Origin of the sequence: Streptomyces sp. L2 (assembly GCF_004124325.1) — a bacterium.
GTDB lineage: Bacteria > Actinomycetota > Actinomycetes > Streptomycetales > Streptomycetaceae > Streptomyces.
The window spans coordinates 5,773,709-5,797,609 of sequence record NZ_QBDT01000001.1 but is presented as its reverse complement, the minus strand read 5'-3'; the positions used below and the strand labels follow the sequence as shown (position 1 = coordinate 5,797,609).

Below are 23,901 nucleotides of genomic sequence, written 5' to 3'. Positions count from 1 at the left end.
TCCGCTCTGCCGTCAGCAGAGTTCCGCCTTCCGCCGCGTCGTCGAGGGCAGGATCGACCGCATGGAACTTCTCGTGCTGGGTGGTACGGAATTCGTGGGGCGGGCGGTCGTGGCGGCCGCGCTCGGGCGGGGCTGGCGGGTGACCGTCCTCAACCGGGGGCGGCACGCGCCGCCGCCCGGTGTGCGGGCGCTGCGCGGTGACCGGACCGCCCCCGGCGGACTGGCCGCGCTCGACGAAGCCGACGGCACCTGGGACGCCGTGGTCGACACCTGGTCGGCCGGGCCGCGCGCCGTGCGGGACGCGGCCCGGCTGCTGCGGGGGCGGGCCGGACGGTACGCGTACATCTCCAGCCGGTCCGTCTACGCCTGGCCCTGGCCCTCGGTGGGCGGGCCCGCCGAGGACGGGCCGCTGGTCGAGGGCGCCGCCGCCGACGCGGAGCCGACGGACTACGCGCGGGACAAGCGGGGCGGTGAGCTGGCCGCCGTGGAGGCCTTCGGCGCGGAGGCATCGCTGCTGGTGCGGGCCGGGCTGATCCTCGGGCCGTACGAGAACGTGGGACGGCTGCCCTGGTGGCTGACCCGGATCGCGCGCGGCGGCCCGGTCCTGGCGCCCGGACCGCGTGAACTGCCCCTGCAGTACGTCGACGCGCGCGACCTCGCGGAGTGGGTGCTCGGCGCGGTGGCACAGGGGCTCGGCGGGCCGTACGACCTGATCGGCCCGCCCGGTCACACCACGATGGGCGAGCTGCTCCAGGCGTGTGTCCGGGTCACCGGCGCGGACGCGGACCTGCGCTGGACGGACCCGGAGGCGGTGGTGGCGGCCGGGATCGAGCCGTGGACGCAGCTGCCCGTGTGGGTGCCGCCGGGAAGTGAGCTGTACGACGCGGCGCACCGCGCGGACGTGTCGCGGGCACTGGCCACCGGGCTGCGCTGCCGCCCGGCCGCCGAGACCGTCGCCGACACCTGGCGGTGGCTGACGGAGATCGGCGGTGAGGCTCCGCTGCGGCCGGACCGTCCGCCGGTGGGCCTGGATCCCGCGCTGGAGGCGAAGGTACTGGCTGGAGCCGGCGGCGGGGGTGTACCTGGCACCACCCCCGCAGAGGGGGCCTCGGGCCAGTGAACCCGCGTCGAGTGTCGGCCAGACTGGCCGCATGAACACCGACACGAAGAGATACGGCGGCCGGGGACGCGCCCGCGAGGTGCTGCCGGCCGCCGTACGGGGGCTCGTGCTGGCCTTGGTGGTGCTGCCCTTCTCGACCCTGTTCCTCGTCCTCTCCCTCGTCTCCCTCGGGCTGATCCCGATCGGCCTCGGGCTCGTCACCACCCCGTGGGTCCTGACCGGTGTCAGGGCACTGGCGGACACCCGCCGCCGGCTCGCCGACGAGTGGTGCGGCGTGCGGATACCGGCGGTGTACCGGCCGCTTCCCGAGGGCGGCAACCCCTGGGCGCGCACCGCCGGGATGCTGGGCGACCCGCAGACCTGGCGGGACCTGCGCTGGCTGGCGGTGGACATCACGGCCGGGTTCGCCACCGCGCTGCTGCCGGCCGTCCTGCTGCTCTACCCCCTGGAGGGGTTCGCCGTCGCGGCCGGGCTGTGGCGGCCGCTGTCCACGTGGGGCGGCTACTGGTACGGCTTCGTGCACGTCACCGACCAGACCTCCGCGTTCGGTGCCGGCGCCCTGGCCGCCGCGCTCCTCCTGCTCCTCGCGCCGTACGCCCCGCGCGTGCTGACCGCCCACTTCCGGCTCACCGCGAGTGTTCTCGGCCCCAGCCAGGGCGAGTTGACCGAGCGGGTCCGGGTGCTCACCGAGACCCGCCGGGACGCCGTCGACACCTCCGCGGCCGAACTGCGCCGCATCGAACGCGATCTGCACGACGGCGCGCAGGCCCGCCTGGTCGCGATGGGCATGGACCTGGGCACCATCGAGATGCTCCTCGACAAGGACCCGGAGAGGGCCAGGCGGCTCCTCGCCCAGACCCGTCAGTCCTCAGTGGACGCCCTCGCCGAGCTGCGCGACCTGGTCCGCGGCATCCACCCGCCGGTGCTCGCCGAACGCGGGGTCGGCGACGCCGTACGGGCGCTGGCGCTGCGGCTGCCCCTGCCCACCGAGGTGACCGTCGACCTGGCCGGACGGGCGGACGCGCCCGTGGAGTCCGCCGCCTACTTCGCCGTCAGCGAGGTGCTCACCAACGCGGTCAAGCACTCGGGAGCCGACCGGATCTGGGTCGACCTGCACCATGCCGAGGGCATGCTGCGCATCACCGTCACCGACAACGGCAAGGGCGGCGCGACGGTCGGCGCCGGTTCGGGCCTGGCCGGGGTCGAACGGCGACTCGGTACATTCGACGGCGTCCTGGCCGTCAGCAGCCCCGCCGGCGGTCCCACCCTGGTGACCCTGGAGATCCCGTGCGTGTTGTCCTAGCCGAGGACCTGTTCCTGCTGCGCGACGGACTGGTCCGGATGCTGGAGGCCTACGACTTCGAGATCGCCGCCGCCGTCGAGTCCGGCCCCGAACTCGCCCGTGCGCTGGACGAGTTGGAGCCGGACGTCGCCGTGGTCGACGTACGGCTGCCGCCCACGCACACCGACGAGGGCCTGCAGTGCGCGCTCAAGGCCCGCCGGGACCGGCCGGGGCTGCCCGTCCTGGTCCTCTCCCAGCACGTGGAGCAGCTGTACGCACGGGAGTTGCTCGCCGACGGCAACGGCGGGATCGGCTATCTGCTGAAGGACCGGGTGTTCGACGCCGAGCAGTTCGTGGACGCCGTACGGCGGGTGGCGGCGGGCGGGACGGCGATGGACCCGCAGGTGATCCAGCAGCTGCTGTCCAGGCGGTCGGCCGACGACCGGCCGCTCGGCCGGCTCACGCCGCGCGAGCTGGAGGTGCTGGAGCTGATGGCGCAGGGCAGGTCGAACGCGGCGATCGCCGGCCAGCTGGTGGTGACGGAACGGGCCATCGCGAAACACACCTCCAACATCTTCGGCAAACTGGGACTGGAGGTGTCGGACGACGACAATCGCCGCGTCCTGGCCGTCCTCGCGCACCTCAACCGGGACCGGTGACTTCAGACCCAACCCGCCCTGGTCAACGGCGGGTTGAGGGGTGCTGTGCGGCATGTGCCGGCGTTGAATCCGTGGGACGGGTGAACGCCTGTGGTGCCGCGTCCGTATCCATGGGAGCCGCTTCACTCCTGTCGGGCGCCTCGATGCTGCCCCGCAAGGAAGTCAGAGGAGTTCCATGGGACGCAACACAAGAAAACGTCGTACGCCGCTGGCGACCAAGGCCATAGCCGCCTCGGCGGCACTGGCGCTCGGTGGGGGCGGGCTGATCTGGGCGAACTTCTACGCCTCCGCGCACGAGTCGGACAACGGCGCGTGGGGAGGCAACCAGACCAAGGCCGCGACGGCGCAGGTGGAGACGATCTCCTGTCCGGACATCGGCCAGAAGCTGACGAACGTGCCGGAGCAGGCCCGTACCGAGGTCGCCGGGGAACTGGGCAACCTCGACCGCCAGATCACCGACGCCTACCAGCGGCTGGCGACCACGCGGAGGGCGCAGGCCCAGGACGCCAGTTTCGTCCAGAACACCATCCTCGGCCCGCTCAAGGACCGACGGAAGGCGATCATCGACCGGATCCAGCTGGAGATCAACCGGGTGGGCGGCAACGCGCCGCAGAGCCTGGACCAGCTCGCCTCCTGCACCGGCACCACGGCCCAGCAGACCAACGGCGGCCAGCAGGACGGCCAGCAGCAAGGCGGCCAGCAGGACGGCAACGGCGGGCAGCAGAACGGGGGTCAGCAGGGCCAGCAAGGAGGCCAGCAGAACGGCAACGGCGGTCAGCAGGGGAACATCGGCGGACAGGGCGGCAACGGTCCCGTCGCGGCCGACTTCGTCGACATCACGAAGGTCCAGCCGAACGTCCAGGCCAAGCCGCCCAAGCGGTGGGGCGCCTCGACCGGCTCCTTCATCACCCGCTGCGGGGTGAACGCGAACAAGAACCACAACTCCGACAACGTGATCGCGGCGCCCGGCGTGACCAACGGCGCCCACCACGTGCACGACTACGTCGGCAACCAGAAGGTCAACGCGTTCTCCAGCAACCAGACGTTCCTGCAGGGCGGCACCAGCTGCCAGAACAAGAACGACCTGTCGGCGTACTTCTGGCCGGTGATCCGCCTGCAGAACGGCACGCAGGAGGCCGACCAGAACCAGAACGGCGGCGGCAAGGAGGGCAACGCCGGCCAGATCGTGACGCCCAAGCAGGCCCAGATCAAGTACGTCGGCAGCCCGACCAGCAAGGTCGTCCCGATGCCGCAGTTCCTGCGCATCATCACCGGTGACGCGAAGTCCTTCACCAACGGACCGGCCAACTCCAACGCGCACTGGAGCTGCACCGGCTTCGAGAACAAGGTGCAGCTGACCGACAAGTACCCGATCTGTCCGCAGGGCAGCGACGTGGTTCGCTCCTTCGCCTTCCCCAACTGCTGGGACGGCAAGAACATCGACAGCGCCAACCACCGCACCCACGTGGTGTTCGCCGACGCGCGCGGCAACTGCCAGAACGGGTTCAAGGCGATCCCGCAGCTCACCATGCGCCTGGTGTACGCCGTGCAGCCGCCGAGCATCCAGAACGGCCAGCTGAAGAACACGTACGCGCTGGACAGTTTCCCGGAGCAGCTGCACAAGCCGATCACCGATCACGACGACTTCGTCAGCGTCACGACCGGCGGTCTGGCCAACAGGATCGCGTACTGCATCAACCGCGGCCGGAACTGCTCGTGACCCGCTGAACCCCCGCTGAACTCCCCGGGTCACCCGGAAGGCCGGTGACGGAACCCCTCCCCCGTCCCCGGCCTTCGTCGTGCGCTCCCGCGGGGTGTCAGCCGCCGTGGGCCTCGTGGCCCTCGTGCGCCGCGTGGTTCACGCCCACCTCGAGGTCCCCGCCGAGGGTGCCGCGCAGCGCCTTGACGACGCCGTCGTCACCGACGGCCACCCACTTGCGGCCGACGAGGTAGAACCCGCCGTAGTCCTTTGCGTCGTTGATCCACTCGCGCAGCCCGCGGTCGGTGGCGAAGGTCGCGAGGATGAACCTGCCGTCGCCGTTCTTGCAGATCGCCTGGCGGATCTCGTCCGCGTCGGTCTGCATGTTCGGCTTGCACTTCACCTCGGCGGCCAGGCTCTCCAGGCTGCCGGTGGCGGTCGCCGGCACCTTCTGGGCCGCCGTCCCCCCGGATCCCCCGGCTCCGCACCCGGCCAGCGCGAGTACGGCCACGGCGGCACCCGTGGCGGCGAGCAGCGCCCTTGTCACCCTCATCTGTTCCTCCGGTCCTGGGAGCAAGCATGCCTCAGCGCCTTCGGATACGGCTCCCGCGCCCGCTCCGCTCAATTTCCGGTCGCGTGGCCGCACGACTGTGCGAGGGTGGCCCGGTGAACAAGGACTGGGAAGACCGTGAGGCCGCCGCCTGGGCCGCCTTCGAGGACGGCGAGTATCCCGAGGAGCGTGCGGCCCAGTTCCGCGCCCTCGTCGACGGCCTCGTCGCCGAACTGCCGGACGACAGCCCGCTGGGCCCCTTCGAGCGGGCCTGCGCCTGGGACTCCACGGGGCACTCCGACCAGGCGGCGCCGCTGTACCGGGAGGCGCTGGCGCGCGGACTCGACGGCTACCGGGGCCGGCGCGCGAAGATCCAGCTGTCCAGCTCGCTGCGGAACATCGGGCAGGCAGAGGAGGGTGTCAAGCTGCTCACCCCGGAACTGGACGCGCCCTCCGACGAGTTGGACGACGCGGTGCGCGCCTGTCTCGCCCTGTGCCTGTCCAGCCTGGGCCGCGACCGCGAGGGCCTGTCGCTGGTGCTCGGCGCCCTCGCCCCCCATCTGCCGCGCTACCGGCGGTCGATGGCGAACTACGCCCGCGCGCTGGTCGACCCGGATGCCTGAACCGGGCAGCGCTTCGGCAGCGGGCGGGGTGTGCGCCGGGTAGGAAACGGATGTGAGTCACTCGCGTGGCGGTGACCAACCAACGCCTCGCTCGTTTTGCCGGACGTGCAGTCACAGGATGTAGCCCAGCGTCAGGCACCCGCCCCCGCCGGTTCCGGCCCGGTCGTCGATGTCGAGCAGGCCGAGGCCGCGCTCGTCGAGCACTACCCGCGGCTGGTCCGGCTCGCCTACCTGGTGCTGCCACCGGGCCTCGGCCGGGGCCGCCGGGTGCTGACCGCACACGCCCTGGCCCAGCGGGCGCTGCCCCGGGGGCGCAAGCAGGCGTCCGTGATCCCGGCCCAGGCCTCCGCCCGGGACGGCGACCCGGGGTACGCGTTCGTGCGTCTGCAGGTGGTGCGTTCGGCGCTGGACGCCGCCCGGTCCCGCAAGGGCCTGCTGCGGCGCGGCCCGCTCCCGCCGCTGCTGCCGCAGGTGTGGGGCCTGAGGCTGTTCCCGCGCTCCGGCGGCGCCGAGGAACTCGCCCTGGACCAGGTGCTCTCCACCCTGTCCGGACCGGCCCGGGCCGCCTATGTGCTGCGCGGACTGGAGAAGCTGTCGGACTCCGACACCCGCAAGGTCCTCAAGGCCGCCGGGGTCACCGACGCGGGCGGGGCGCTCGCCGCGGCCGGCGAGGTGCCCGAGCAGTACGACCTGCTCACCTCCCCCGAGTTCGACCCCTGCTCGCTGCAGGCCCGGCCCACCGACCTGATGCGGCGCCGCCAGCACACCAAGGCGGTCCTCGCCGCCGCGGCGGCGCTCGCGGTGTGCGGCGCGCTGGTCGCCCTGCCGGGCGGCGGCTGGGGCCCGGACGGCGCGGCCGCGCCCGTGTACGCCCAGAATCCCGCCGCCGAGGCCGCCCTGGACCCGGGCAAGCTGGTCCGGGTGGCGCCGACCGCCTGGGAGTCGGCGGCGCGCACCGACTTCTCCGTGTGGCCCGCCCGCGGCAAGCTCACCGGCGACACGGCCCTGCTGCGCCGGGCGCTGGCGGTGTGGGCCCGGCCCGGTGAGACGGTCCGTGTCTCGGCGACGCCGGGCACCCAGACGGGCGGCCCGGCCGGCCCGCCCCAGCTGCTCTACGCGGGCGTCGTCGACAACGCGCGCGTGGTGCTCCTGTACGACGGTCTGCGCATCGCGCGGTACGCCGAGCCGACGGACGGCACGGCGGGCGCCGCCCTGGACTTCGCCCGGGTCGACGGGGCGAGCACCGCCGAGTCGAGCGTGCTGGTGCTGGGCCGCACCGACGGCAACGTCCGCTATCTGACGGCCCCGTGGGTGTCCAAGGTGGCCAAGCGGGACCTGATGAAGCCGGACGCCGGGGCGACGCCCCTCGCCCTCAGCGACGGGGTCACCTCCCCCCTGGCCAGCCCCGCCCTGCAGCCCGGCACCTGCACGTCCTGGACGGTGCTGGAGCTGACCGACGCCACCGGCACCCGGCTCGCCACGGACCTCGGCGAACTGGTGCCGGCCCACCTCACCGCGGGCCGGCCGGGCGCGCCCGGCGAGGCGACCAGCAGGGAGGGGCTCCAGGGGTGGGCGCCGTTCGCCTGCTCCCTGGCGGCGGAACGCTCGGCGGGCGTGCGGAGCGTGAACGCCTGGGCGTACGCGGAGCAGCCGTTGCCGGAGGCGGGCGGCACGGGCACGTGGGTGTGCACGCGGGCCGACACCTGGCGGGGCGCCGGGGCGGTCGCGCTGGCCCAGTTCCGGACGCCGGGCGGACCCGTCGGGGCGGTCACGGCCAAGGGCACGGACGTTGCGGCGTGCGGGCCACGTGATCCGCATGTGCTGGCCGGGGTGCTGTGGAAGTCGGGGACCGGTTCGTGGTACGTGCTGGCGGCCGGGGACCAGGACATGGCGTCGATCTCGACGTCCGGTGGGGTGACGGCCTCCGGCCAGGGGGCGCTGCTCGCGGTGAAGGCTCAGCAGGGTACTCAGGCCGAGTTGAAGGGGCGGTTGACCGACGGTAGCTCCGTCAGCGGCCTCCACTGAAGCGCCCCGAAGGGGCGCGGGGAACTGCGCGCCAAGCCCCCACCGGCCAGCAGGCGACGTACTCGACTCTCCTCGTTGACACTGGTGTCAATAAGAGGCCCCCGAGGGGTTCCCCTCAGGGATACTCGTCAGTACATTGACGCCATGTCTAACACGCAGGCCCGGTCCGGGGAGGACGAGCGGATCGCGCTCAAGGCGCGCAACGTGTCGTTCTCGTGGGAGGGCACCCCCCTGCACTGGGTGCCCGGCGATCCGTTCACCACGCACACCATCAACGTGCTGCACCTGCTCCTGCCCGCCGGGGAGCGGTGGTTCGTGCACGTGTACAAGCAGGTGCTGCCGCTGATCAAGGATGACCGGCTCCGCGAGGACGTGGTCGGGTTCATCGGGCAGGAGGCCATGCACTCCCAGGCCCACGACGAGGTGCTGCCGCACCTCAGGGAGCAGGGGCTCGATCCGACGCCGTACACCGCACAGGTCGACTGGTTCTTCGAGAAGCTGCTCGGCGACCGGACGCTGCCGCCGGGCGGGCCGCGCCGCTGGTGGCTGCTGGAGCGGGTCGCGCTGATCGCGGCCATCGAGCACTACACGGCCTTCCTCGGCGACTGGGTGCTCAACGCGGCCGAGCTGGACCGGCGGGGCGCCGATCCGACCATGCTGGACCTGCTGCGCTGGCACGGCGCCGAGGAGGTCGAGCACCGCTCGGTCGCGTTCGACCTGTTCATGCACGTCGACGGCGGCTACCGGCGCCGCGCGCGGACCTGGGCGCTGGCCTTCTCGGCGCTGGTGTTCCTGTGGCAGCGCGGGGCCCGGTTCTTCATGGAGAACGACCCGACCCTCGTCGACGGCAAGGCGTCGTTCGGGGAGTTCTGGCGGAGCGGCCGGCGGGGCACGCTGCCCACCACCGGTGCCATGCTGAAGTCCATCCCGCGCTATCTCAGCCGCGACTACCACCCCTCCCAGGAGTGCTCCACCGCGCAGGCGGTCGCCTATCTGGCCTCCTCCCCCGCCGCCCTGGCGGCGGACAAGGCGGTGGCGTGATGGCTCCGAGGCCGCTGACCGTCGCCCTCGTCGCGGGCGCCGCCGTGCTCACCCGGCGGGCCCTGCGCCGCCGCGTCAAGGCGTCCCCGCTGTGGCCGCTGCCCGCCCTGGACCCGCCGGTGTCCGGGCGGCCCCGCTCCCGTGCGCTGCGGCTCGTGCTCACCGCGCGGGAGACGATCGCCGACGGGGTCGTACAACTGCGCCTGGAGGGGGCGAACCTGCCCGGCTGGGAGCCCGGCGCGCACCTGGACCTGGTGCTGCCGTCGGGGCTGGTGCGGCAGTACTCGCTGTGCGGGGACCCCGAGGACGTCTCCTCGTACACGGTGGCCACGCGGCTGGTGGCGGACGGGCGGGGCGGCTCGCGGGAGGTGCACGAGCAGCTGACCGAGGGGATGGAGGTGGAGGTCCGCGGGCCGAGGAATCGTTTTCCCCTGGTCGGGGCGGAGTCGTACGTCTTCGTCGCCGGCGGTATCGGCATCACGCCGGTCCTGCCCATGCTGCGCGCCCTGCCGGACGGCACCGAGTGGCGGCTGCTGTACGGCGGCCGGACCCGGGCCTCGATGCCGTATCTCGAAGAGATACGCAAGCTCGCCGGGGACCGGCTCACGCTGGTCGCCGAGGACGAGGACGGGCTCCCGGACCTGGACGCGCTGGTCGCCGGTCTGCCCGCCGGGACCGCCGTGTACTGCTGCGGCCCGGAGGGGCTGATGGCGGCGGTGGAGGAGCGGCTGCCGGCCGGGGCCACGCTGCACCTGGAGCGGTTCGCGCCGCGCACGTCGGCCGACGGGAACACGGAGTTCGAGGTGGAACTGCGGCGCAGCGGGCGGACCGTGGCGGTGACCGCCGGCTCGACCGTGCTGGCGGCCGTACGGCGGGAGCTGCCCGACACCGCCTACTCCTGCGAGCAGGGGTTCTGCGGGACCTGCCAACAGCGGGTGCTGGAGGGTGAGGTGGACCACCGGGACGAGCTGCTGACGGATGCGGAGCGTGGCGACTCGATGCTGATCTGTGTCTCCCGAGCCCGAGGTGAGCGGCTCGTGCTCGACATGTGACGGAACGTGTCAACACCGGGACGGAACCGGGCCGTTCACGGCCGGTTTCGATCGGTAAGGTGTTCGCATGAGTACCGGGGTTCGCCGCAGGATGGGTGTGGAGGAGCGGCGGCAGCAGTTGATCGGGGTCGCCCTCGAACTGTTCAGCCAGCGCTCCCCCGACGACGTCTCCATCGACGAGATAGCGTCGGCGGCGGGCATCTCACGCCCGCTGGTCTACCACTACTTCCCCGGCAAACTCAGCCTGTACGAGGCCGCGTTGAAGCGTGCCGCCGAGGATCTCGCGGGCCGGTTCGCCGAGCCGCACGAGGGCTCCCTCGGTGCCCGGCTGCTGCGGGTGATGCGCCGCTTCTTCGACTTCGTGGAGGGGCACGGGCCCGGTTTCGCGGCCCTGATGCGCGGCGGCCCGGCGGTCGGTTCGTCGGCCACGAACGCGCTCATCGACTCCGTGCGGCAGGCCGCCTATGGCCAGATCCTTGCGCACCTGGACGTCGCCGAGGCACCTCCGCGGCTGGACCTGGTGCTCCGCTCGTGGATCTCGCTCGTCGAGTCGACGGCCCTGATCTGGCTGGACGGCCGGCGCGTGCCCCGCGCCGAACTGGAGCTGCAGCTCGTCCACGACCTCGCCGCGCTGGTCGCCGTCAGCGCCGCCCAGGACGACGAGATGGCGCTGCTGCTGCGCACCATGGTCAAGGACGAGCCGGCCGACGGCCCCTTCGCGGAGCTGGTCGGCCGGCTCATCTCCTTGGCGCCCTGAGCTACTTGGCCGCCCGGACGAACACCGCCACGGTGCGGGCCGGGACCGTGAACGTACCCGAACCGGCCGTGTAGGCGGCGGTCCTCACCACCGGGTCGGCGCCGGACGCCTGCACCGGGTGCAGCCGGTAGGGGGCGCCGGCCAGGGCCGGGATCCGCTGGTCCTGCTTCTGGGGCGTGGCGTTGAAGACGACGACCAGGTCACCGAGGGTCATGGTGATGACCCCGGGCGTCTCGTCCTTCCCGGACAGCGGGAACGCGAGCCGGTCCTGCACCTGGGCCGCCGTGCCGAGGGAGAACGCCTTCTCGGTCGTACGGATCTTCAGCAGGTCCCGGTAGGCGGCGGAGGCGCCGGTGATCTGCGGGCAGCCGACCTTGACGCCGGTCAGCAGCGGCTTGGCGTACGGCCACTTGGACTGGTTGTCGGCCGCCATGGGCAGGCCACGGCCGAAGCCGTTGCCGTCGGCGCAGTTCCAGTGGATGGCGTTGAACCAGTCGCCGCTGTCGAAGGAGTTGCGGTCCAGCGACTTGGAGCGCAGCAGGTCGGTGCCGGCCTGGGAGAGGGACGGGCCCTGCGAGAGGGACGCCGTGGCCATCGCCAGGACCTGCATCCGGGCCCGGTCGGCGGCGGAGGTGTCCTTCGGGAGCTTGTACGTCAGCGCGTCGAACAGCGACTCGTTGTCATGGGCGTCCACATAGGCGAGGGCGTCGCCGGGGGCGTCCGCGTACCCGGCGGGCTGGCCGTTGTAGTCGATCTCGGCGCCGGTGACCTCCTTGCCGTCGCTGTCGGTGAAGTGGTACTTGGCCAGGTTGCCGGTCAGGCCGACCTTGATCAGGTCCTGGTAGTGCAGCAGCCGGGCCTTCTGCTCCGCCTCGGTTCCGTTGGCCGTGGAGGAGTTGGGGTCGGTGTAGAGGCCGGAGGCGAAGCCCTGGACGCCGGGGTCGGAGTCGAAGGGGCTGCCGCCGCGGACCGCGTCCCGGGCCCGGTCGGAGAAGGTGGCGATGCCGGTACCGGCCATGTTCTGCTGCGTGGCCTGCACGGACCGGGCGTCGTTCGCGACCTCCCCGAAGTTCCAGCCCTCGCCGTACAGGATGATCTTCTTGCCGTCGACGCCGTCCTTGGCCGGCGTCAGCGCGTCGAGGGCCTTCCTGACCGCGAGGATGTTGGCCTTGGGGTGGTGGCCCATGAGGTCGAAGCGGAAGCCGTCGACCTTGTACTCCTTGGCCCAGGTGACGATCGAGTCGACGACCAGCTTGCCCATCATCGCGTTCTCGGGCGCGGTGTTGGCGCAGCAGGTGCTGTTGGCGACCGAGCCGTCGGCGAGGAGCCGCTGGTAGTAGCCGGGCACGACCTGGTCGAGGACGGAGGTGTCGGCCTGGCCGGCGGCCGCCGTGTGGTTGTAGACGACGTCCATCACGACCCGCAGCCCGTCCTGGTTGAGGGACTGCACCATCTTGCGGAACTGGACCGTACGGGCGATGCCGTCGGGGTTCGTGGCGTACGAGCCCTCGGGGACCGTGTAGTGGTAGGGGTCGTAGCCCCAGTTGTAGGCGTCCTTCGCCGCGCTCTTCGCCACGCACGCCTGCTGCTGCTCGGAGTCGGGCGCGTAGGAGGCCAGGTCGCAGTCGGGAGTGGCCTGGTCGGCCGTCTTCTCGGGGATGGTGGCGATGTCGAACGCGGGCAGCAGGTGCACGTAGGAGGTGCCGGCCTTGGCCAGTGCCCGCAGGTGCTTCGAGCCGTCGCTGTTCTTGTCGGTGAAGGCCAGGTAGGTGCCCTGCTCCCCCGCCGGGACGGTCTTGTCGGCGACGGAGAAGTCCCGGATGTGCAGCTCCTGGATCTGCGCGTCCCTGAGCGGTACGGCCTTGGGCTTGTGCAGGTGCGTCCAGCCGCTCGGGGCGAGGGAGCGGTCGTCGAGGTCGGCGACGAGGCTGCGCTCGCTGTTCGCGGTGAGGGCGACCGAGTAGGGGTCGGTGACCTTGTTGGTGACCATCTTGCGGACGCTGGGCGCCCACACCTTCACCACGTACCGGTAGGGCTTGCCCCTCCAGGACGCCGGGCCGGTGACGGACCAGACGCCGGTGGCCGCGTTCCGGTGCATGGGCACGCTGCGGCCGTCGAGGTCGAGGTGGACGGACTGGGCGGTCGGCGCCCACACCGACAGGGTGGGCCTGCCGTGGTGGAAGACCGGCCCGAGGTGGGCCTTCGTGGCGCCCGCGTACAGGTCGTCGAGCACGCCGGCGATCTGCACGCCGGTCGCCGCCAGTACCGCGCCGTTCGCGGCCCGCTGGGAGGCGACGAGCTGGCCCTTGAGCGCCTCGCGGACCCGGTCGCGGTCGCGCGGGTCGACGGACCAGGCGGTGTAGTCCTTCAGGTAGGGGAACTTCGCCTTCTGCGCGTCCGTGAGGGTGGTCTTCTCCAGCCGCAGCCAGCGCTCGTCGTCGCTGGTCAGGGACCCTTCCTTCACGGTGATCGAACCGTCGTGGGAGTACAGCAGCTGGGTGGAGGCGGCACCGTCGGCCCCGTTCCAGGCGACCGTGTCCCGGTCGATCCAGACCGCCTTGGAGGTGGTCAGGTCGAGGGCGGCCGCGCTGCCCGTGGGCTGCGGCAGCAGGGGCTTGTCCTGGCCGCTCACCAGCCACACCTCGTGGCCGTTGGCCGCCTTGAGGTCCAGGGACTGGTCGGTGGGCAGGTCCTTGTCGTCGCCCTTGTGGATGATGTAGCTGAGGCTGGTGGCACCCTCGGTGAGCGGTACCTCGTAGACCGCGCCATAGGCATCAGTCTTGACCGGCATCAGCGGCTTCGACCAGTCGGTGGGGTTCGCGGCGCCCGTCCAGACGTGCAGGCCCCAGCCGTCGTAGTTCCCGTCGGCGCGGTGGTAGTGCAGGACGGCCTTGGTGGTGTCCTGGGCCGGGTAGTCCGGCCGCTGGGTGAGGACGTCGGCCTTGCCCTGCTCGATCCAGACCTCGCCCGTCTTGGTGACGTCGATGCTCCGGTCGGCGGAGACGTCCTTGTTGCCGTCCTTGTCGACGACGAGGAACCCGACGTTCGTGGCGCCCGGCTTGAGCCTGACGTAGGCGAAGGCGCCGTAGGCGTCGCGGCCGGTGAAGGGGTGCCCGGCCGGCCAGGTGGTGGACTCGCCGTCCGCGAGGTCGCCCCAGGCGTACAGGTTCCAGTCGGCGTAGTCGCCGTCGGCGCGCTTGTAGTGGACGATCGCGTAGTCGCGGGAGGAGGCCGTGGGGACCTCGGGCGCGGGCGGGGTGCCGGTGGTGCTGCTCGCCGTGGCGCTCGCGGTGTGCCCGGCCGAGTCGACGACGACGGCCTTGTAGCGCAGGGCGGTCCCGGCGGGCACCTTCGCTCCGAGGGCCTGGGTGACCTGGTAGGGGGCGTGGTCGGCGGAGCCGAGCACCTTCCAGGGGGCGTCGCCGACCTGGGCGGCGAACACGACCCGGTTGAGCTGCCCGCCGTCGGTGCCGGCGGACACCTCGACGGTCCCGGTGGCTCCGGCGGCGGGGGCCTTCAGGGTGATGGTGGGCTTGGCGGTGGGGGCGGCGAGGGCACCGCCGGCCTTGTAGACGACGGCGGTGCCGGCCGGGACGGTGACGGTGAGCTTGCGGTCGCCGTCGGTCTTCAGGGTGCCGTCGGTGCCGTGGATCCCCCGGTACGACATGTCCGCCGAGCCGGTGCTGAAGGTCGCGGTCTTCGCGTCGTCCGCGTTGTTGAGGGCGACCACGTACTCCTGGCCGGTCTTGGCGTCCGTGCGGGTGAAAGCGTAGATCCCGGCGCCGTCGGCGGCGTACCGCTCGGTCTGGACCCCGCCCTCCAGGGCCGGGTTGGCCTTGCGGAGCTTGGAGAGGGCCGCGATCTCCTTGTAGAGGGGCGCGCTCGGGTCGTAGGAGTCGCTGGCGTGGGTGCGGTCGGTGCCGATCTCGTCGTCGTCGAGGTAGTCGGCGACCTTGGAGGCGAACATGGTCTGGCGGGCGTCCTTGTCGCCGCCGGAGCCGGTGAAGCCCTGCTCGTCGCCGTAGTAGACGACCGGGTTGCCGCGGCTGAGGAACATCACCTCGTTGGCGAGCCTGTCCTTGGCGAGCAGTTGGGCGTCCGTCGCCTTCGGGTTGTCCTGCTTCAGGAAGTACCCGATGCGGCCCATGTCGTGGTTGCCGAGGAAGGTGACCTGTTCGTAGGCGTTGGCCTTGTCGGTCGTGTACTTGTAGTCGTCGCCGAAGACGGAGGCGAGTTTCTTGGCGCTGCCGCCCTGGGAGGCGTAGGCGCGGGCGGCGTCCTGGAAGGGGAAGTCGAGGGTGGCGTCCAGGCGGCCCTGGGTGACGTACGGCGCGGTGACCGAGGTGTTGGCGTCGTACGTCTCGCCGAACATGAAGAAGTGCTTGCGGCCGTGCCGGGCGGCGTACGTGTCCAGCGCGGTGGCCCACTGGGTCCAGAAGTCCATGTCGACGTTCTTGACGGTGTCGATCCGGAACCCGTCGATGGCGAAGTCCTTCACCCACCGCTCGTAGATCTTCTCCATGCCGTGCACGACCTCGGGACGCTCGGTCCACAGGTCGTCCAGTCCGGAGAAGTCGCCGTAGGTCGCGGACTCGCCGGCGAAGGTGGAGTCGCCCCGGTTGTGGTACATCGTCGGGTCGTTCAGCCAGGCCGGGACCTTGCTGTCGCTGGTGACCTTCGGCGTGTACGGGAAGGAACCGGAGTCGACCTTCGGGAACCTCTTCGTCCCGTCGGCGTAGTCGGCGTCGTCGAAGGGCCTGCCGTCCTTGGTCAGGTAGGGGAAGGCGCCCTTGGACAGGTAGTCGTGCGAGCTGCCGTCGTAGTCGACGACGTCGGCGGTGTGGTTGGTGATGACGTCGAAGAAGACCTTCATGCCCTTGGCGTGCGCCTTGGAGATGAGGGTCTTGAGGTCCTGGTTGGTGCCGAAGTGCGGGTCGACCTGGGTGAAGTCGGTGATCCAGTAGCCGTGGTAGCCGGCCGAGGCGTTGGCCCCGGTGCCCTGCACGGGCCGGTTCTTGAAGATCGGCGCCATCCAGATGGCGGTGGTGCCGAGGCCCTTGATGTAGTCGAGCCGCTTGGTCAGGCCCTTGAGGTCGCCGCCCTGGTAGAAGCCCTTGTCGGTGGGGTCGTAGCCGGTGCTCATGCGCGAGCCGGTCAGGCCGCCCCGGTCGTTGGCCTTGTCACCGTTGGCGAAACGGTCCGGCATGACGAAGTAGAACTGCTCGCGCGTGTCGTCGTGCCGGGCCGGCTGCGCGGCGAGCTTCGCGTCCGAGGGGGGCGCGGGCGGTGGGGTGGCCGCGCGGGCCGCGAGCGGCTGGACGAGCGCTGCGGCGAGGGAGACTACGGCGACGGCCGCGGCCCGTCTCACGTGTGGGGAGCGGCGCGTTCCGGGCGCCGGCCATCTCGGTATCACAGGCGGTGACTCCTTGCGAATACGGCTTGTTCGGGTCCGACCCCGACGCGCGGCACGGTGTGCGGTGCCGGGCGCCCGCGTGACCGTATCGCCGACGCAAGGCTTACAGCAAGAGGCTTGAAACTCACAGCAAGAAGTTTCACCGGACTCCTTGACGCCCTGTTCCCAACTGCCGCACGCTCACCGACGGTTGAATCCCCACACACATTTCGGAGCCGCACATGACCGGATACCGACCCCCGGATCTCGTCCGCCGTACGGCCGGAGCCATGGCCGCCGGCGCGCTGGCACTCGCGGGCGTGGTCGCCCTGCCGGCCCAGTCCGCGCAGGCCGACACGACCGCCAAGGGCGATGTCATCGCCAACCTCTGGGAGTGGAACTGGGACTCCGTCGCCCAGGAGTGCACCGACGTCCTCGGCCCGGCCGGCTACGGCGCGGTGCAGGTCGCGCCGCCGGAGGAATCCCTCAAGCAGTCCGACTACTACTGGTGGGACGTCTACCAGCCCTATTCCTACGACCTGAACAGCCGCTTCGGCTCGAAGGCCAAGTTCGCCGCCATGATCAGCACCTGCCACCAGGCGGGCGTGAAGGTCTACACCGACGCGGTGATCAACCACACGGCCGCGCAGACCGGCACCGGCTACAACGGCACGACCCTCAGCACCAAGTACGACACCCCCGAGTGGGACCGGTCGGACTACCACGACTCCTCGCAGTGCCCCACCTCCGACCTGACCATCCAGGACTACTCCAACCTCACCCAGGTCCAGAACTGCGAACTGCTCGGCATGCCGGACCTGAAGACGGGCTCCGACCACGTCCGCACGGGCATAGCCGACTACCTCAACTCCCAGCTCGCCCTCGGTGTCGACGGCTTCCGGGTGGACGCGGCCAAACACATCCCGGCGACCGACCTCGCGGCCATCGAGTCCAAGCTCACGGCCACGACGGCCGGCCCTGCGCCGTACGTCTTCCAGGAGATCTACCCGGGCTCGACCCCGCAGCCGTCGGACTACTACGGCACCGGTGACGTCCTGGACTTCACCTACGCGAGCAAGATGAAGTCCGCGTTCCAGGGCAACATCAGCGACCTCGCCTCCCTCTCCTCGTCCGGCCTCCTGCCCGCCGCGAACTCGGTGTCCTTCGTGACCAACCACGACACCTCGCGCAACGGCACGGACATGTCGTACAAGGACGGCGACACCTACAAGCTCGCCAACCTCTTCCAGCTCGCCTACAAGTGGTCGACGCCGACCGTGTACGCCAGCTGGAAGTGGACCCAGAGCGACGAGGCGCCGCCGAACTCGGCCGGGTTCGTGTCCGACACGGACTGCTCTTCCGGCAGCTGGTACTGCCTGGACCGGGACACCGCCGTGGTGGGCATGGTGGCCTGGCACAACCACGTCGACACGGCCGCCGTGTCCGACTGGCAGACCAAGTCGTCGTCCGTCATCGGCTTCGGACGCAGCGGGGCGGGCTTCTTCGCGCTGAACAACGGCACCTCACCGGCGACGTACACCTTCTCGACCGGCATGGCCGACGGCACGTACAGCGATGTCATCGACGGGGGCACCACCAAGGTCGCCGTCTCCGGCGGCAGCGCCTCGCTCACCATCCCGGCGAAGGGCGCGGTCGCCTTCTACGACTCCTCCTACACCTGCACGGTGGGCTGCGGCGACACCGGCGGGGGCACGGGCGGCGGCACGGGCAGCGGCTCCGGTGACACGGTGAGCGCGACGTTCGACGAGTACGCGTCCACGTCGTCCGGCACGAACGTCTACGTGGTCGGCTCCATCCCCGCGCTCGGCGGCTGGGACACCTCGAAGGCGGTCAAGCTGTCCTCCACCGGCTACCCGGTCTGGTCGGGCGAGGTGAGCGTGCCGGTGAACACGTCCTTCGAGTACAAGTACATCCGCAAGGACGCCTCCGGCAACGTCACCTGGGAGTCCAACGCCAACCGCTCGGCCACCACGACCACCTCGGCCCTCACCCTGGACAACTCATGGAACCTGGCGAGCGCCGACGCCACCGATGTCACCTTCAACGAGACGGCCACCACGACCCTCGGCACCAACGTCTACGTCGTCGGCTCCCTCCCCTCCCTCGGCTCCTGGAACCCCACGGACGCCATCCCGCTGTCCTCCGCGTCGTACCCGGTGTGGAGCCGTCTGGCCATCGTCCACAGGAGCACGTCCTTCGCGTACAAGTACGTCAAGAAGGACGCCTCCGGCAACGTGACCTGGGAGTCCGGCACGAACCGCTCCTACACGACGGGCGGTTCGTCCGGGTACTCGACGAGCGACACGTGGAAGTAGGCCCGGCTCAGCAGTTCGGCTTGCCCGCGTAGATCGCGAGGGCCGTGTCGGAGCCCAAGGTGGCGGTGAACTGCCCGCCGGCGTTCACCGTCACCGTCGTGTTGTTCTGCACGTTGCAGTAGGTGCCTGCCGGGAGGGACGTCTGGTAGGTGTGAGTCGTGGCGGATGTCTCGTGGTTGATGGCCACGTAGCCCTTGGTGCCGCGGCCGAAGCCGATCGCGTTGTTGCCGTCGTCCCACCAGTCGGTCAGGGACTGGCCGCGGGTGGCGTTGCGGAAGCCGACCATGGAGATGATCTCGGGCCACTTGTGCTGGCACTTCCAGCCGTCCTGCCAGCAGGCGCCCACCTGGCCTCCGTCCGGCGGGCCCGCGTCGGCGTCCGACCACTCGTAGCCGGAGTTGATGTCCGGGGCGCCGTAGGGGTAGGCCAGCATGAAGACGTTGGCCAGGGTGTAGTCGGCGCCGCTCTTGTAGTTCAGGGTGGAGCCGTTGCGCTCGGTGTCGTGGTTGTCGACGAAGACGCCGGCGACCGAGCTGCTCAGGTAGCCCCAGCCCTCGCCATAGTTCTTCAGGTAGGCGAGCTTCTCGCTCTGGAAGACCCGCTTGAGGTCGTAGGCGTACCGGAACTCCTGGACGTCGCCGTTGCCGGTGTACTCGGAGGGCTGGACGGCCTCGTTCGCGCCGTAGATGACCTCCTGCTTCCAATACGCGTTCGGGTTGGTCAGGCGGCTCTTGATGTTGGCCAGGTCCTCGGCGGGGATGTGCTTGGCGGCGTCGATGCGGAAGCCGTCGACGCCGAGGGTGAGGAGGTCGTTCATGTAGCCGGCGATGGTCCTGCGGACGTACTCCTCGCCGGTGTCCAGGTCGGCCAGGCCGACGAGTTCGCAGTGCTGGACGTTCCAGCGGTCCTGGTAATCGGTGACCTGGGCGGTGCAGTCGTCGAAGTCGTAGACGGAGTACAGGCCGGGGTAGTCGTACTTCGTGTACGAGGAGCCGCCGGTGCCGGTGCCGCTGCCCGCGGACATGTGGTTGACGACGGTGTCGACGACGACCTTCACACCTGCCGAGTGGCAGGAGTTCACCATGTTCTGGAAGGAGGTTCGGTCGCCGAGGCGGCCGGCGATCTTGTACGACACCGGCTGGTACGACGTCCACCACTGCGGGCCCTGGATGTGCTCGGCGGGCGGGGAGACCTGGACGTAGCCGTAGCCGGCGGGGCCGAGGGTGGTGGTGCACTCGCGGGCCACCGAGGCGTAGTTCCACTCGAAGAGGACGGCGGTGACGTCCTTGGCGCCGGGCGGGGAGGCCTCGGCTGACGTCGGGTACAGGCCGATCGCGGCGGCGGCCGCGAGGGATATGACCGTGGGGAGGGTTCTGCTTCTGCGTGCCATGTGGGGAGTCCTTCACCGTTGAAGGAGCTTGCTGCATCTTGCGGCAAACTTGCGGTGACGCAGATGCTAGAGGCCCGCTGTCCGAAAGACAGCGGGCCGGCGTGAAGTTGCTGCAAGAACTTTCAGACGGGTCGTCAGTCGGCCGTGGTCCACCACACGGTGGTGTCCGCGGGGAGCTTCGCCTCGCCGTCCGTCTCGGCGACCTCGCCGCTGCTGAGCAGGATGCGGCCGTGGGCGGGGGTGGTCACGGATTCGCCGGTGGTGTTCGCCACGCAGATGAACTCCCCGCGGCGGAAGGCGAGGACGCCCTCGGGGGCGCGCAGCCATTCGACGCGGTCGCCGGCGCCGAGGTCGGGGTGCTGCTTGCGGGCCGCGAGGGCGGCGCGGTACAGCTCCAGGGTGGAGCCCGGGGTGCCGGTCTGGGCCTGGACGCTCAGCTCGGCCCAGGCGGGGGGCTGGGGGAGCCAGCTGCCGCCGCTGCCGAAGCCGTACGACGAACCGTCGCGGGTCCACGGGATGGGCACCCGGCAGCCGTCGCGGAAGCCGTCCTGGCCGGCGCCCCTGAAGTACGCGGGGTCCTGACGGACCTCGTCGGGGAGGTCGACGACGTCCGGCAGGCCGAGTTCCTCGCCCTGGTAGACGTAGGCCGAACCGGGCAGGGCGAGCATGAGGAGGGTGGCGGCGCGCGCCCGGCGCAGGCCGAGTTCGCGGTCGCCGGCGGTGCGGATCTGGGTGCCGAGGCCGGGCGGGTTGGCGAAGCGGGTGGCGTGCCGGGTGACGTCGTGGTTGGACAGCACCCAGGTGGCCGGGGCGCCGACCGGGCGCATCGCCTCCAGGGTGCGGTCGATGACCGCGCGGAGTTCCTCGGCGTCCCATTCGGTGCCCAGGTACTGGAAGTTGAAGGCCTGGTGCAGTTCGTCGGGGCGGACGTAGTTGGCCGTGCGCTCGACGGTCGGTGTCCAGGCCTCGGCGACGAAGACGCGCTCGCCCACGTACTCGTCGAGGACCGTGCGCCACTGGCGGTAGATCGCGTGCACGCCATCCTGGTCGAAGAACGGCATGACATCGTTGCCCAGCAGCTTCAGCTGGTCGTGGTCGCCGAGGTCGGGCAGTCCGTCCGCCTTGACCAGGCCGTGGGCGACGTCGATGCGGAAGCCGTCGACGCCCATGTCGAGCCAGAAGCGGAGGATCGAGCGGAACTCGTCGCCGACCGCCGGGTGTTCCCAGTTGAAGTCGGGCTGCTCGGGGGCGAAGAGGTGCAGATACCACTCTCCGGGCGTGCCGTCCGGCTCGGTGACCCGCGTCCAGGCGGGGCCGCCGAAGATGGACTCCCAGTCGTTGGGCGGGAGTTCGCCGTTCTTCCCCTTGCCGGGGCGGAAGTGGTAGCGGTCGCGGAGAGGGGAACGGGGGCCCTCGGCGAGCGCCCGCTTGAACCACTCGTGCTGGTCGGAGGAGTGGTTGGGTACCAGGTCGACGATGACGCGCAGGCCGTGATCGTGGGCGTCGCGGATCAGCGCGTCGGCGTCCAGGAGGTTGCCGAACATCGGGTCCACGGCACGGTAGTCGGCGACGTCGTAGCCGGCGTCGGCCTGCGGGGAGGCGTAGAAGGGGCTGAGCCACACGGCGTCGACGCCGAGGTCGCGCAGGTACGGGAGGCGGGAGCGTACGCCCTCCAGGTCGCCCATGCCGTCGCCGTTGCTGTCGGCGAAGCTGCGCGGGTAGACCTGGTAGATGACCGCGTCCCGCCACCAGTCGCGGTGTCCGGCGACAGTGGCTACGGCGGTGTGGGGGGCCGGGGCGGCAGGGTGCTGCTGGCTCATGGCGTCCTTGATGCGTAACGGAGTACGTGACTGGGTCATGGGTGAGGGGCGATGGGCGACGGTCGGGCCTGCGGGCGGGCCGGGGGTGCGAGGCGGCCGCGATGCCGGCGGGGTCGGATGGACACCGCGGCCGCCTGGTCCGTGTGGACGGGCCCGGGGCGTCAGCCCTTGGTGCCGCCCGCGGTGAGGCCGGTGACGAGGTTCTTCTGGACGAGGTAGAAGAAGACCGAGACCGGTATCGCGACGAGGACGGCGGTGGCGGCCATGTAGTTCCACTGGGCGTCGTGCTCGCTGACGAAGGTCTGCAGGCCGACGGCGAAGGTGTACTTGGAGTCGTCCAGCAGGAACGTCGTAGCGAAGGCGACCTCGCCGACGGCGGTGATGAAGTTGTAGAAGGCGGCGACGGCCAGGCCCGGGCGGGCCAGCGGCAGGATCAGCCGGAAGAAGGTGCCGAAGGGGCTGAGCCCGTCCACCCGGCCGGCCTCGTCGATCTCGAAGGGGATGGTGTCGAAGTACCCCTTGAGCAGCCAGGCGCTGTACGGCACGGCGGTGGTGCAGTTGATGACGATCAGCGCCCAGTAGGTGTCGATGAGGCCGAGTTCGCTGAAGATCTCGTACATCGGCACGATCAGGATGGCGATCGGGAAGGCCTGGGTGAGCAGGAGCACCCACATCAGCGACTTGTAGCCGGGGAAGCGCATGCGGGAGACGGCGTAGCCGGTGGTGGCGGCGACGAAGACGCCGATCACGGTGGTGCCGAGGGCCACGATCATCGTCGACTTGAACCAGTCGAAGAACGCGGTGTGCTCCAGCACGTAGCTGTAGTTGGAGAAGCTGATCTTCCCGAGGATCTTGCCCGGGTGCAGGTAGTCGTCCTTGTCGGGGCCGAGGGAGAGGAAGATCAGCCAGGCCACCGGGGCGAGCGCGATGACGCTCGCGACGACGAGGCCGCCGTGCAGGAGGAGGGTGGCCACCGGGCCGCGCTCGCCGCGCCGGCGGGTGCGCCGCGGGGCCGCGGGGGCGGGGGCCGGCGCGGTCTCGGTCGTGTCCAGGGTCGTGGTGCTCATGGCGGCGGCTCCTGCGGCGTCAGACGGCGAGCTGGTCATTGCGCTTCAGCCAGCGGAAGTAGAAGGAGGTGAAGACGATCACGATCGACAGCAGCAGCACGCCGTAGGCGGCGGACTGGGCGAAGTCGCGTGGCTGCTGCCCGAAGCCCAGGTAGTAGGCCCAGGTGACGAGGATCTGCGCGTCGGGGGCGCCGGTCGGACCGAACAGCAGGAAGATGATGGCGAACTGGTTGAAGGTCCAGATGATGCCGAGCAGGACGACGGTGGAGCTGACCGAGCGCAGGCCCGGCAGGGTGACGTGCCGGAACTGCTGCCAGGCGCTGGCGCCGTCCATCTCCGCCGCCTCGTAGAGCGTGGAGTCGATCGACTGCAGGCCGCCGAGCAGGGACAGCATCATGAACGGCACACCGCACCAGGTGTTCACCATGATCGCGGCGAACCGCTGCCAGAAGGTGTCCTCCAGCCACTGCGGCTGGGGCAGGTGCACCGCGTGCAGGACCTGGTTGATCACGCCGGAGTCGGCGAGCATGATCCGCCAGGAGAACACGGTGACGAAGGTGGGCACGGCCCAGGGCAGGACCAGCAGCAGCCGGTAGAAGGTGCGGCCGCGCAGCTTCTCCTTGAGCATCAGCGCCAGGCCGAGGCCGATCGTGTAGTGCAGGAACACACAGCAGGCCGTCCACACGACGGTCCACAGGAAGTGCGACCAGAACCGGTCGTACGACAGCGGGCCGAACAGGATGTCCTTGTAGTTGTCCAGCCCGATGAACTTGTACGTGGCGGCGATGTGGTTGACGCCGATGGTGCGCGCCGAGTTGAGGCTGTTGGCGTCGGTGAAGGTCAGGTACACGCCACGGACCAGCGGGTATCCGACGATGACAGCGAGGACGACGACCACCGGGGCGATCATCGCGTAGGCGTACCAGTGTTTCTGGTAGCCGTTCCTGATGCGCTGCCCCAGCCCGGGCCGAGGCGCGCGGTCACCGCGGCGCTTGCCGGTCGCGCGGTCGATGGCGACTGTCATGGTTCGACACCTTCTGAACGTTCGGGGTGGGGCCGGGAGGGTACCGGGTCGGGCCGGGAGGTGC

At 70.7% G+C, this 23,901-nt stretch carries 16 protein-coding genes; 10 read left to right on the top strand and 6 right to left on the bottom strand.

From position 1 onward, the window contains the following. Positions 1 to 61 precede the first annotated feature (61 nt). From DBP14_RS25865 to DBP14_RS25850, 4 genes are all read left to right on the top strand, one after another. Positions 62 to 1,120, top strand: coding sequence for an NAD-dependent epimerase/dehydratase family protein (locus DBP14_RS25865; protein WP_129309503.1), 1,059 nt, complete (start codon positions 62 to 64; stop codon positions 1,118 to 1,120). A gap of 31 nt (positions 1,121 to 1,151) precedes the next feature. Beyond that, on the top strand, positions 1,152 to 2,423 hold the full coding sequence (locus DBP14_RS25860) for a sensor histidine kinase (RefSeq protein WP_129309502.1): 1,272 nt from the start codon (positions 1,152 to 1,154) through the stop codon (positions 2,421 to 2,423). Then, the gene (locus DBP14_RS25855; RefSeq protein ID WP_129309501.1) at positions 2,408 to 3,061 is read left to right on the top strand and encodes a response regulator transcription factor; all 654 of its coding nucleotides are present in this window, start codon (positions 2,408 to 2,410) and stop codon (positions 3,059 to 3,061) included. The genes DBP14_RS25860 and DBP14_RS25855 overlap by 16 nt, the downstream gene beginning before the upstream one ends. 175 nt (positions 3,062 to 3,236) lie before the next feature. Next, entirely contained in the window at positions 3,237 to 4,781 is a 1,545-nt protein-coding gene (locus DBP14_RS25850; RefSeq protein WP_129309500.1) for a DUF1996 domain-containing protein, read from the top strand. 97 nt (positions 4,782 to 4,878) lie between these two features. Here DBP14_RS25850 and DBP14_RS25845 read toward each other — a convergent pair whose 3' ends face one another. Then, entirely contained in the window at positions 4,879 to 5,313 is a 435-nt protein-coding gene (locus DBP14_RS25845) for a hypothetical protein (protein WP_129309499.1), read from the bottom strand. A 95-nt stretch (positions 5,314 to 5,408) separates the two neighbouring features. On the opposite strand from DBP14_RS25845, the gene DBP14_RS25840 reads away from it, so the two are divergent. The 5 genes from DBP14_RS25840 (at position 5,409) to DBP14_RS25820 (ending at position 10,808) form a co-directional block, all read left to right on the top strand. Next, positions 5,409 to 5,933, top strand: coding sequence for a tetratricopeptide repeat protein (locus DBP14_RS25840; protein WP_129312099.1), 525 nt, complete (start codon positions 5,409 to 5,411; stop codon positions 5,931 to 5,933). A gap of 105 nt (positions 5,934 to 6,038) precedes the next feature. Next, a complete protein-coding gene (locus tag DBP14_RS25835; RefSeq protein WP_129309498.1) occupies positions 6,039 to 7,958 on the top strand; it encodes a hypothetical protein in 1,920 nt (639 codons plus the stop codon). A 144-nt stretch (positions 7,959 to 8,102) separates the two neighbouring features. Further along, a complete protein-coding gene (locus DBP14_RS25830; protein WP_129309497.1) occupies positions 8,103 to 8,999 on the top strand; it encodes a metal-dependent hydrolase in 897 nt (298 codons plus the stop codon). Further along, positions 8,999 to 10,051 carry a PDR/VanB family oxidoreductase gene (locus tag DBP14_RS25825; protein ID WP_129309496.1) on the top strand — a complete coding sequence of 351 codons (1,053 nt, stop codon included), beginning with the start codon at positions 8,999 to 9,001 and terminating at the stop codon, positions 10,049 to 10,051. The genes DBP14_RS25830 and DBP14_RS25825 overlap by 1 nt, the downstream gene beginning before the upstream one ends. Before the next feature lie 67 nt (positions 10,052 to 10,118). Then, a complete protein-coding gene (locus DBP14_RS25820; protein ID WP_129309495.1) occupies positions 10,119 to 10,808 on the top strand; it encodes a TetR/AcrR family transcriptional regulator in 690 nt (229 codons plus the stop codon). Between the two features lies 1 nt (position 10,809). Here the strand turns inward: DBP14_RS25820 and pulA are convergent, their stop codons facing one another. Continuing rightward, positions 10,810 to 16,221, bottom strand: coding sequence for a pullulanase-type alpha-1,6-glucosidase (pulA, locus tag DBP14_RS25815; protein WP_129309494.1), 5,412 nt, complete (start codon positions 16,219 to 16,221; stop codon positions 10,810 to 10,812). A 221-nt stretch (positions 16,222 to 16,442) separates the two neighbouring features. Here pulA and DBP14_RS25810 point away from each other — a divergent pair, with 221 nt between their 5' ends. Beyond that, positions 16,443 to 18,536, top strand: coding sequence for a carbohydrate-binding module family 20 domain-containing protein (locus DBP14_RS25810; RefSeq protein ID WP_241741040.1), 2,094 nt, complete (start codon positions 16,443 to 16,445; stop codon positions 18,534 to 18,536). Positions 18,537 to 18,543: 7 nt separating this feature from the next. Here DBP14_RS25810 and DBP14_RS25805 read toward each other — a convergent pair whose 3' ends face one another. The 4 genes from DBP14_RS25805 to DBP14_RS25790 all read right to left on the bottom strand — a co-directional run bounded on the left by DBP14_RS25805 (position 18,544) and on the right by DBP14_RS25790 (position 23,837). Further along, a complete protein-coding gene (locus DBP14_RS25805; protein ID WP_129309493.1) occupies positions 18,544 to 19,926 on the bottom strand; it encodes an alpha-amylase family protein in 1,383 nt (460 codons plus the stop codon). A gap of 134 nt (positions 19,927 to 20,060) precedes the next feature. Further along, positions 20,061 to 21,746, bottom strand: coding sequence for a glycoside hydrolase family 13 protein (locus DBP14_RS25800; protein WP_129309492.1), 1,686 nt, complete (start codon positions 21,744 to 21,746; stop codon positions 20,061 to 20,063). A gap of 161 nt (positions 21,747 to 21,907) precedes the next feature. Continuing rightward, positions 21,908 to 22,813 (bottom strand): ABC transporter permease subunit, encoded by a 906-nt coding sequence (locus DBP14_RS25795; RefSeq protein WP_129309491.1) that lies wholly within the window; start codon positions 22,811 to 22,813, stop codon positions 21,908 to 21,910. 19 nt (positions 22,814 to 22,832) lie between these two features. Then, positions 22,833 to 23,837, bottom strand: coding sequence for a sugar ABC transporter permease (locus tag DBP14_RS25790; protein WP_129309490.1), 1,005 nt, complete (start codon positions 23,835 to 23,837; stop codon positions 22,833 to 22,835). Between the last annotated feature and the right edge of the window lie 64 nt (positions 23,838 to 23,901).

What these genes read in the sequence shown, in the direction of transcription:
- DBP14_RS25850 (WP_129309500.1), top strand. Translation starts at nt 3,237, where the DNA reads ATGGGACGCAACACAAGAAAACGTCGTACGCCGCTGGCGACCAAGGCC.
- DBP14_RS25825 (WP_129309496.1), top strand. Translation starts at nt 8,999, where the DNA reads ATGGCTCCGAGGCCGCTGACCGTCGCCCTCGTCGCGGGCGCCGCCGTG.
- DBP14_RS25820 (WP_129309495.1), top strand. Translation starts at nt 10,119, where the DNA reads ATGAGTACCGGGGTTCGCCGCAGGATGGGTGTGGAGGAGCGGCGGCAG.
- DBP14_RS25795 (WP_129309491.1), bottom strand. Translation starts at nt 22,813, where the DNA reads ATGAGCACCACGACCCTGGACACGACCGAGACCGCGCCGGCCCCCGCC.
- DBP14_RS25845 (WP_129309499.1), bottom strand. Translation starts at nt 5,313, where the DNA reads ATGAGGGTGACAAGGGCGCTGCTCGCCGCCACGGGTGCCGCCGTGGCC.
- DBP14_RS25830 (WP_129309497.1), top strand. Translation starts at nt 8,103, where the DNA reads ATGTCTAACACGCAGGCCCGGTCCGGGGAGGACGAGCGGATCGCGCTC.
- DBP14_RS25790 (WP_129309490.1), bottom strand. Translation starts at nt 23,837, where the DNA reads ATGACAGTCGCCATCGACCGCGCGACCGGCAAGCGCCGCGGTGACCGC.
- DBP14_RS25810 (WP_241741040.1), top strand. Translation starts at nt 16,443, where the DNA reads ATGACCGGATACCGACCCCCGGATCTCGTCCGCCGTACGGCCGGAGCC.
- DBP14_RS25805 (WP_129309493.1), bottom strand. Translation starts at nt 19,926, where the DNA reads ATGGCACGCAGAAGCAGAACCCTCCCCACGGTCATATCCCTCGCGGCC.
- DBP14_RS25860 (WP_129309502.1), top strand. Translation starts at nt 1,152, where the DNA reads ATGAACACCGACACGAAGAGATACGGCGGCCGGGGACGCGCCCGCGAG.
- DBP14_RS25800 (WP_129309492.1), bottom strand. Translation starts at nt 21,746, where the DNA reads ATGAGCCAGCAGCACCCTGCCGCCCCGGCCCCCCACACCGCCGTAGCC.
- DBP14_RS25865 (WP_129309503.1), top strand. Translation starts at nt 62, where the DNA reads ATGGAACTTCTCGTGCTGGGTGGTACGGAATTCGTGGGGCGGGCGGTC.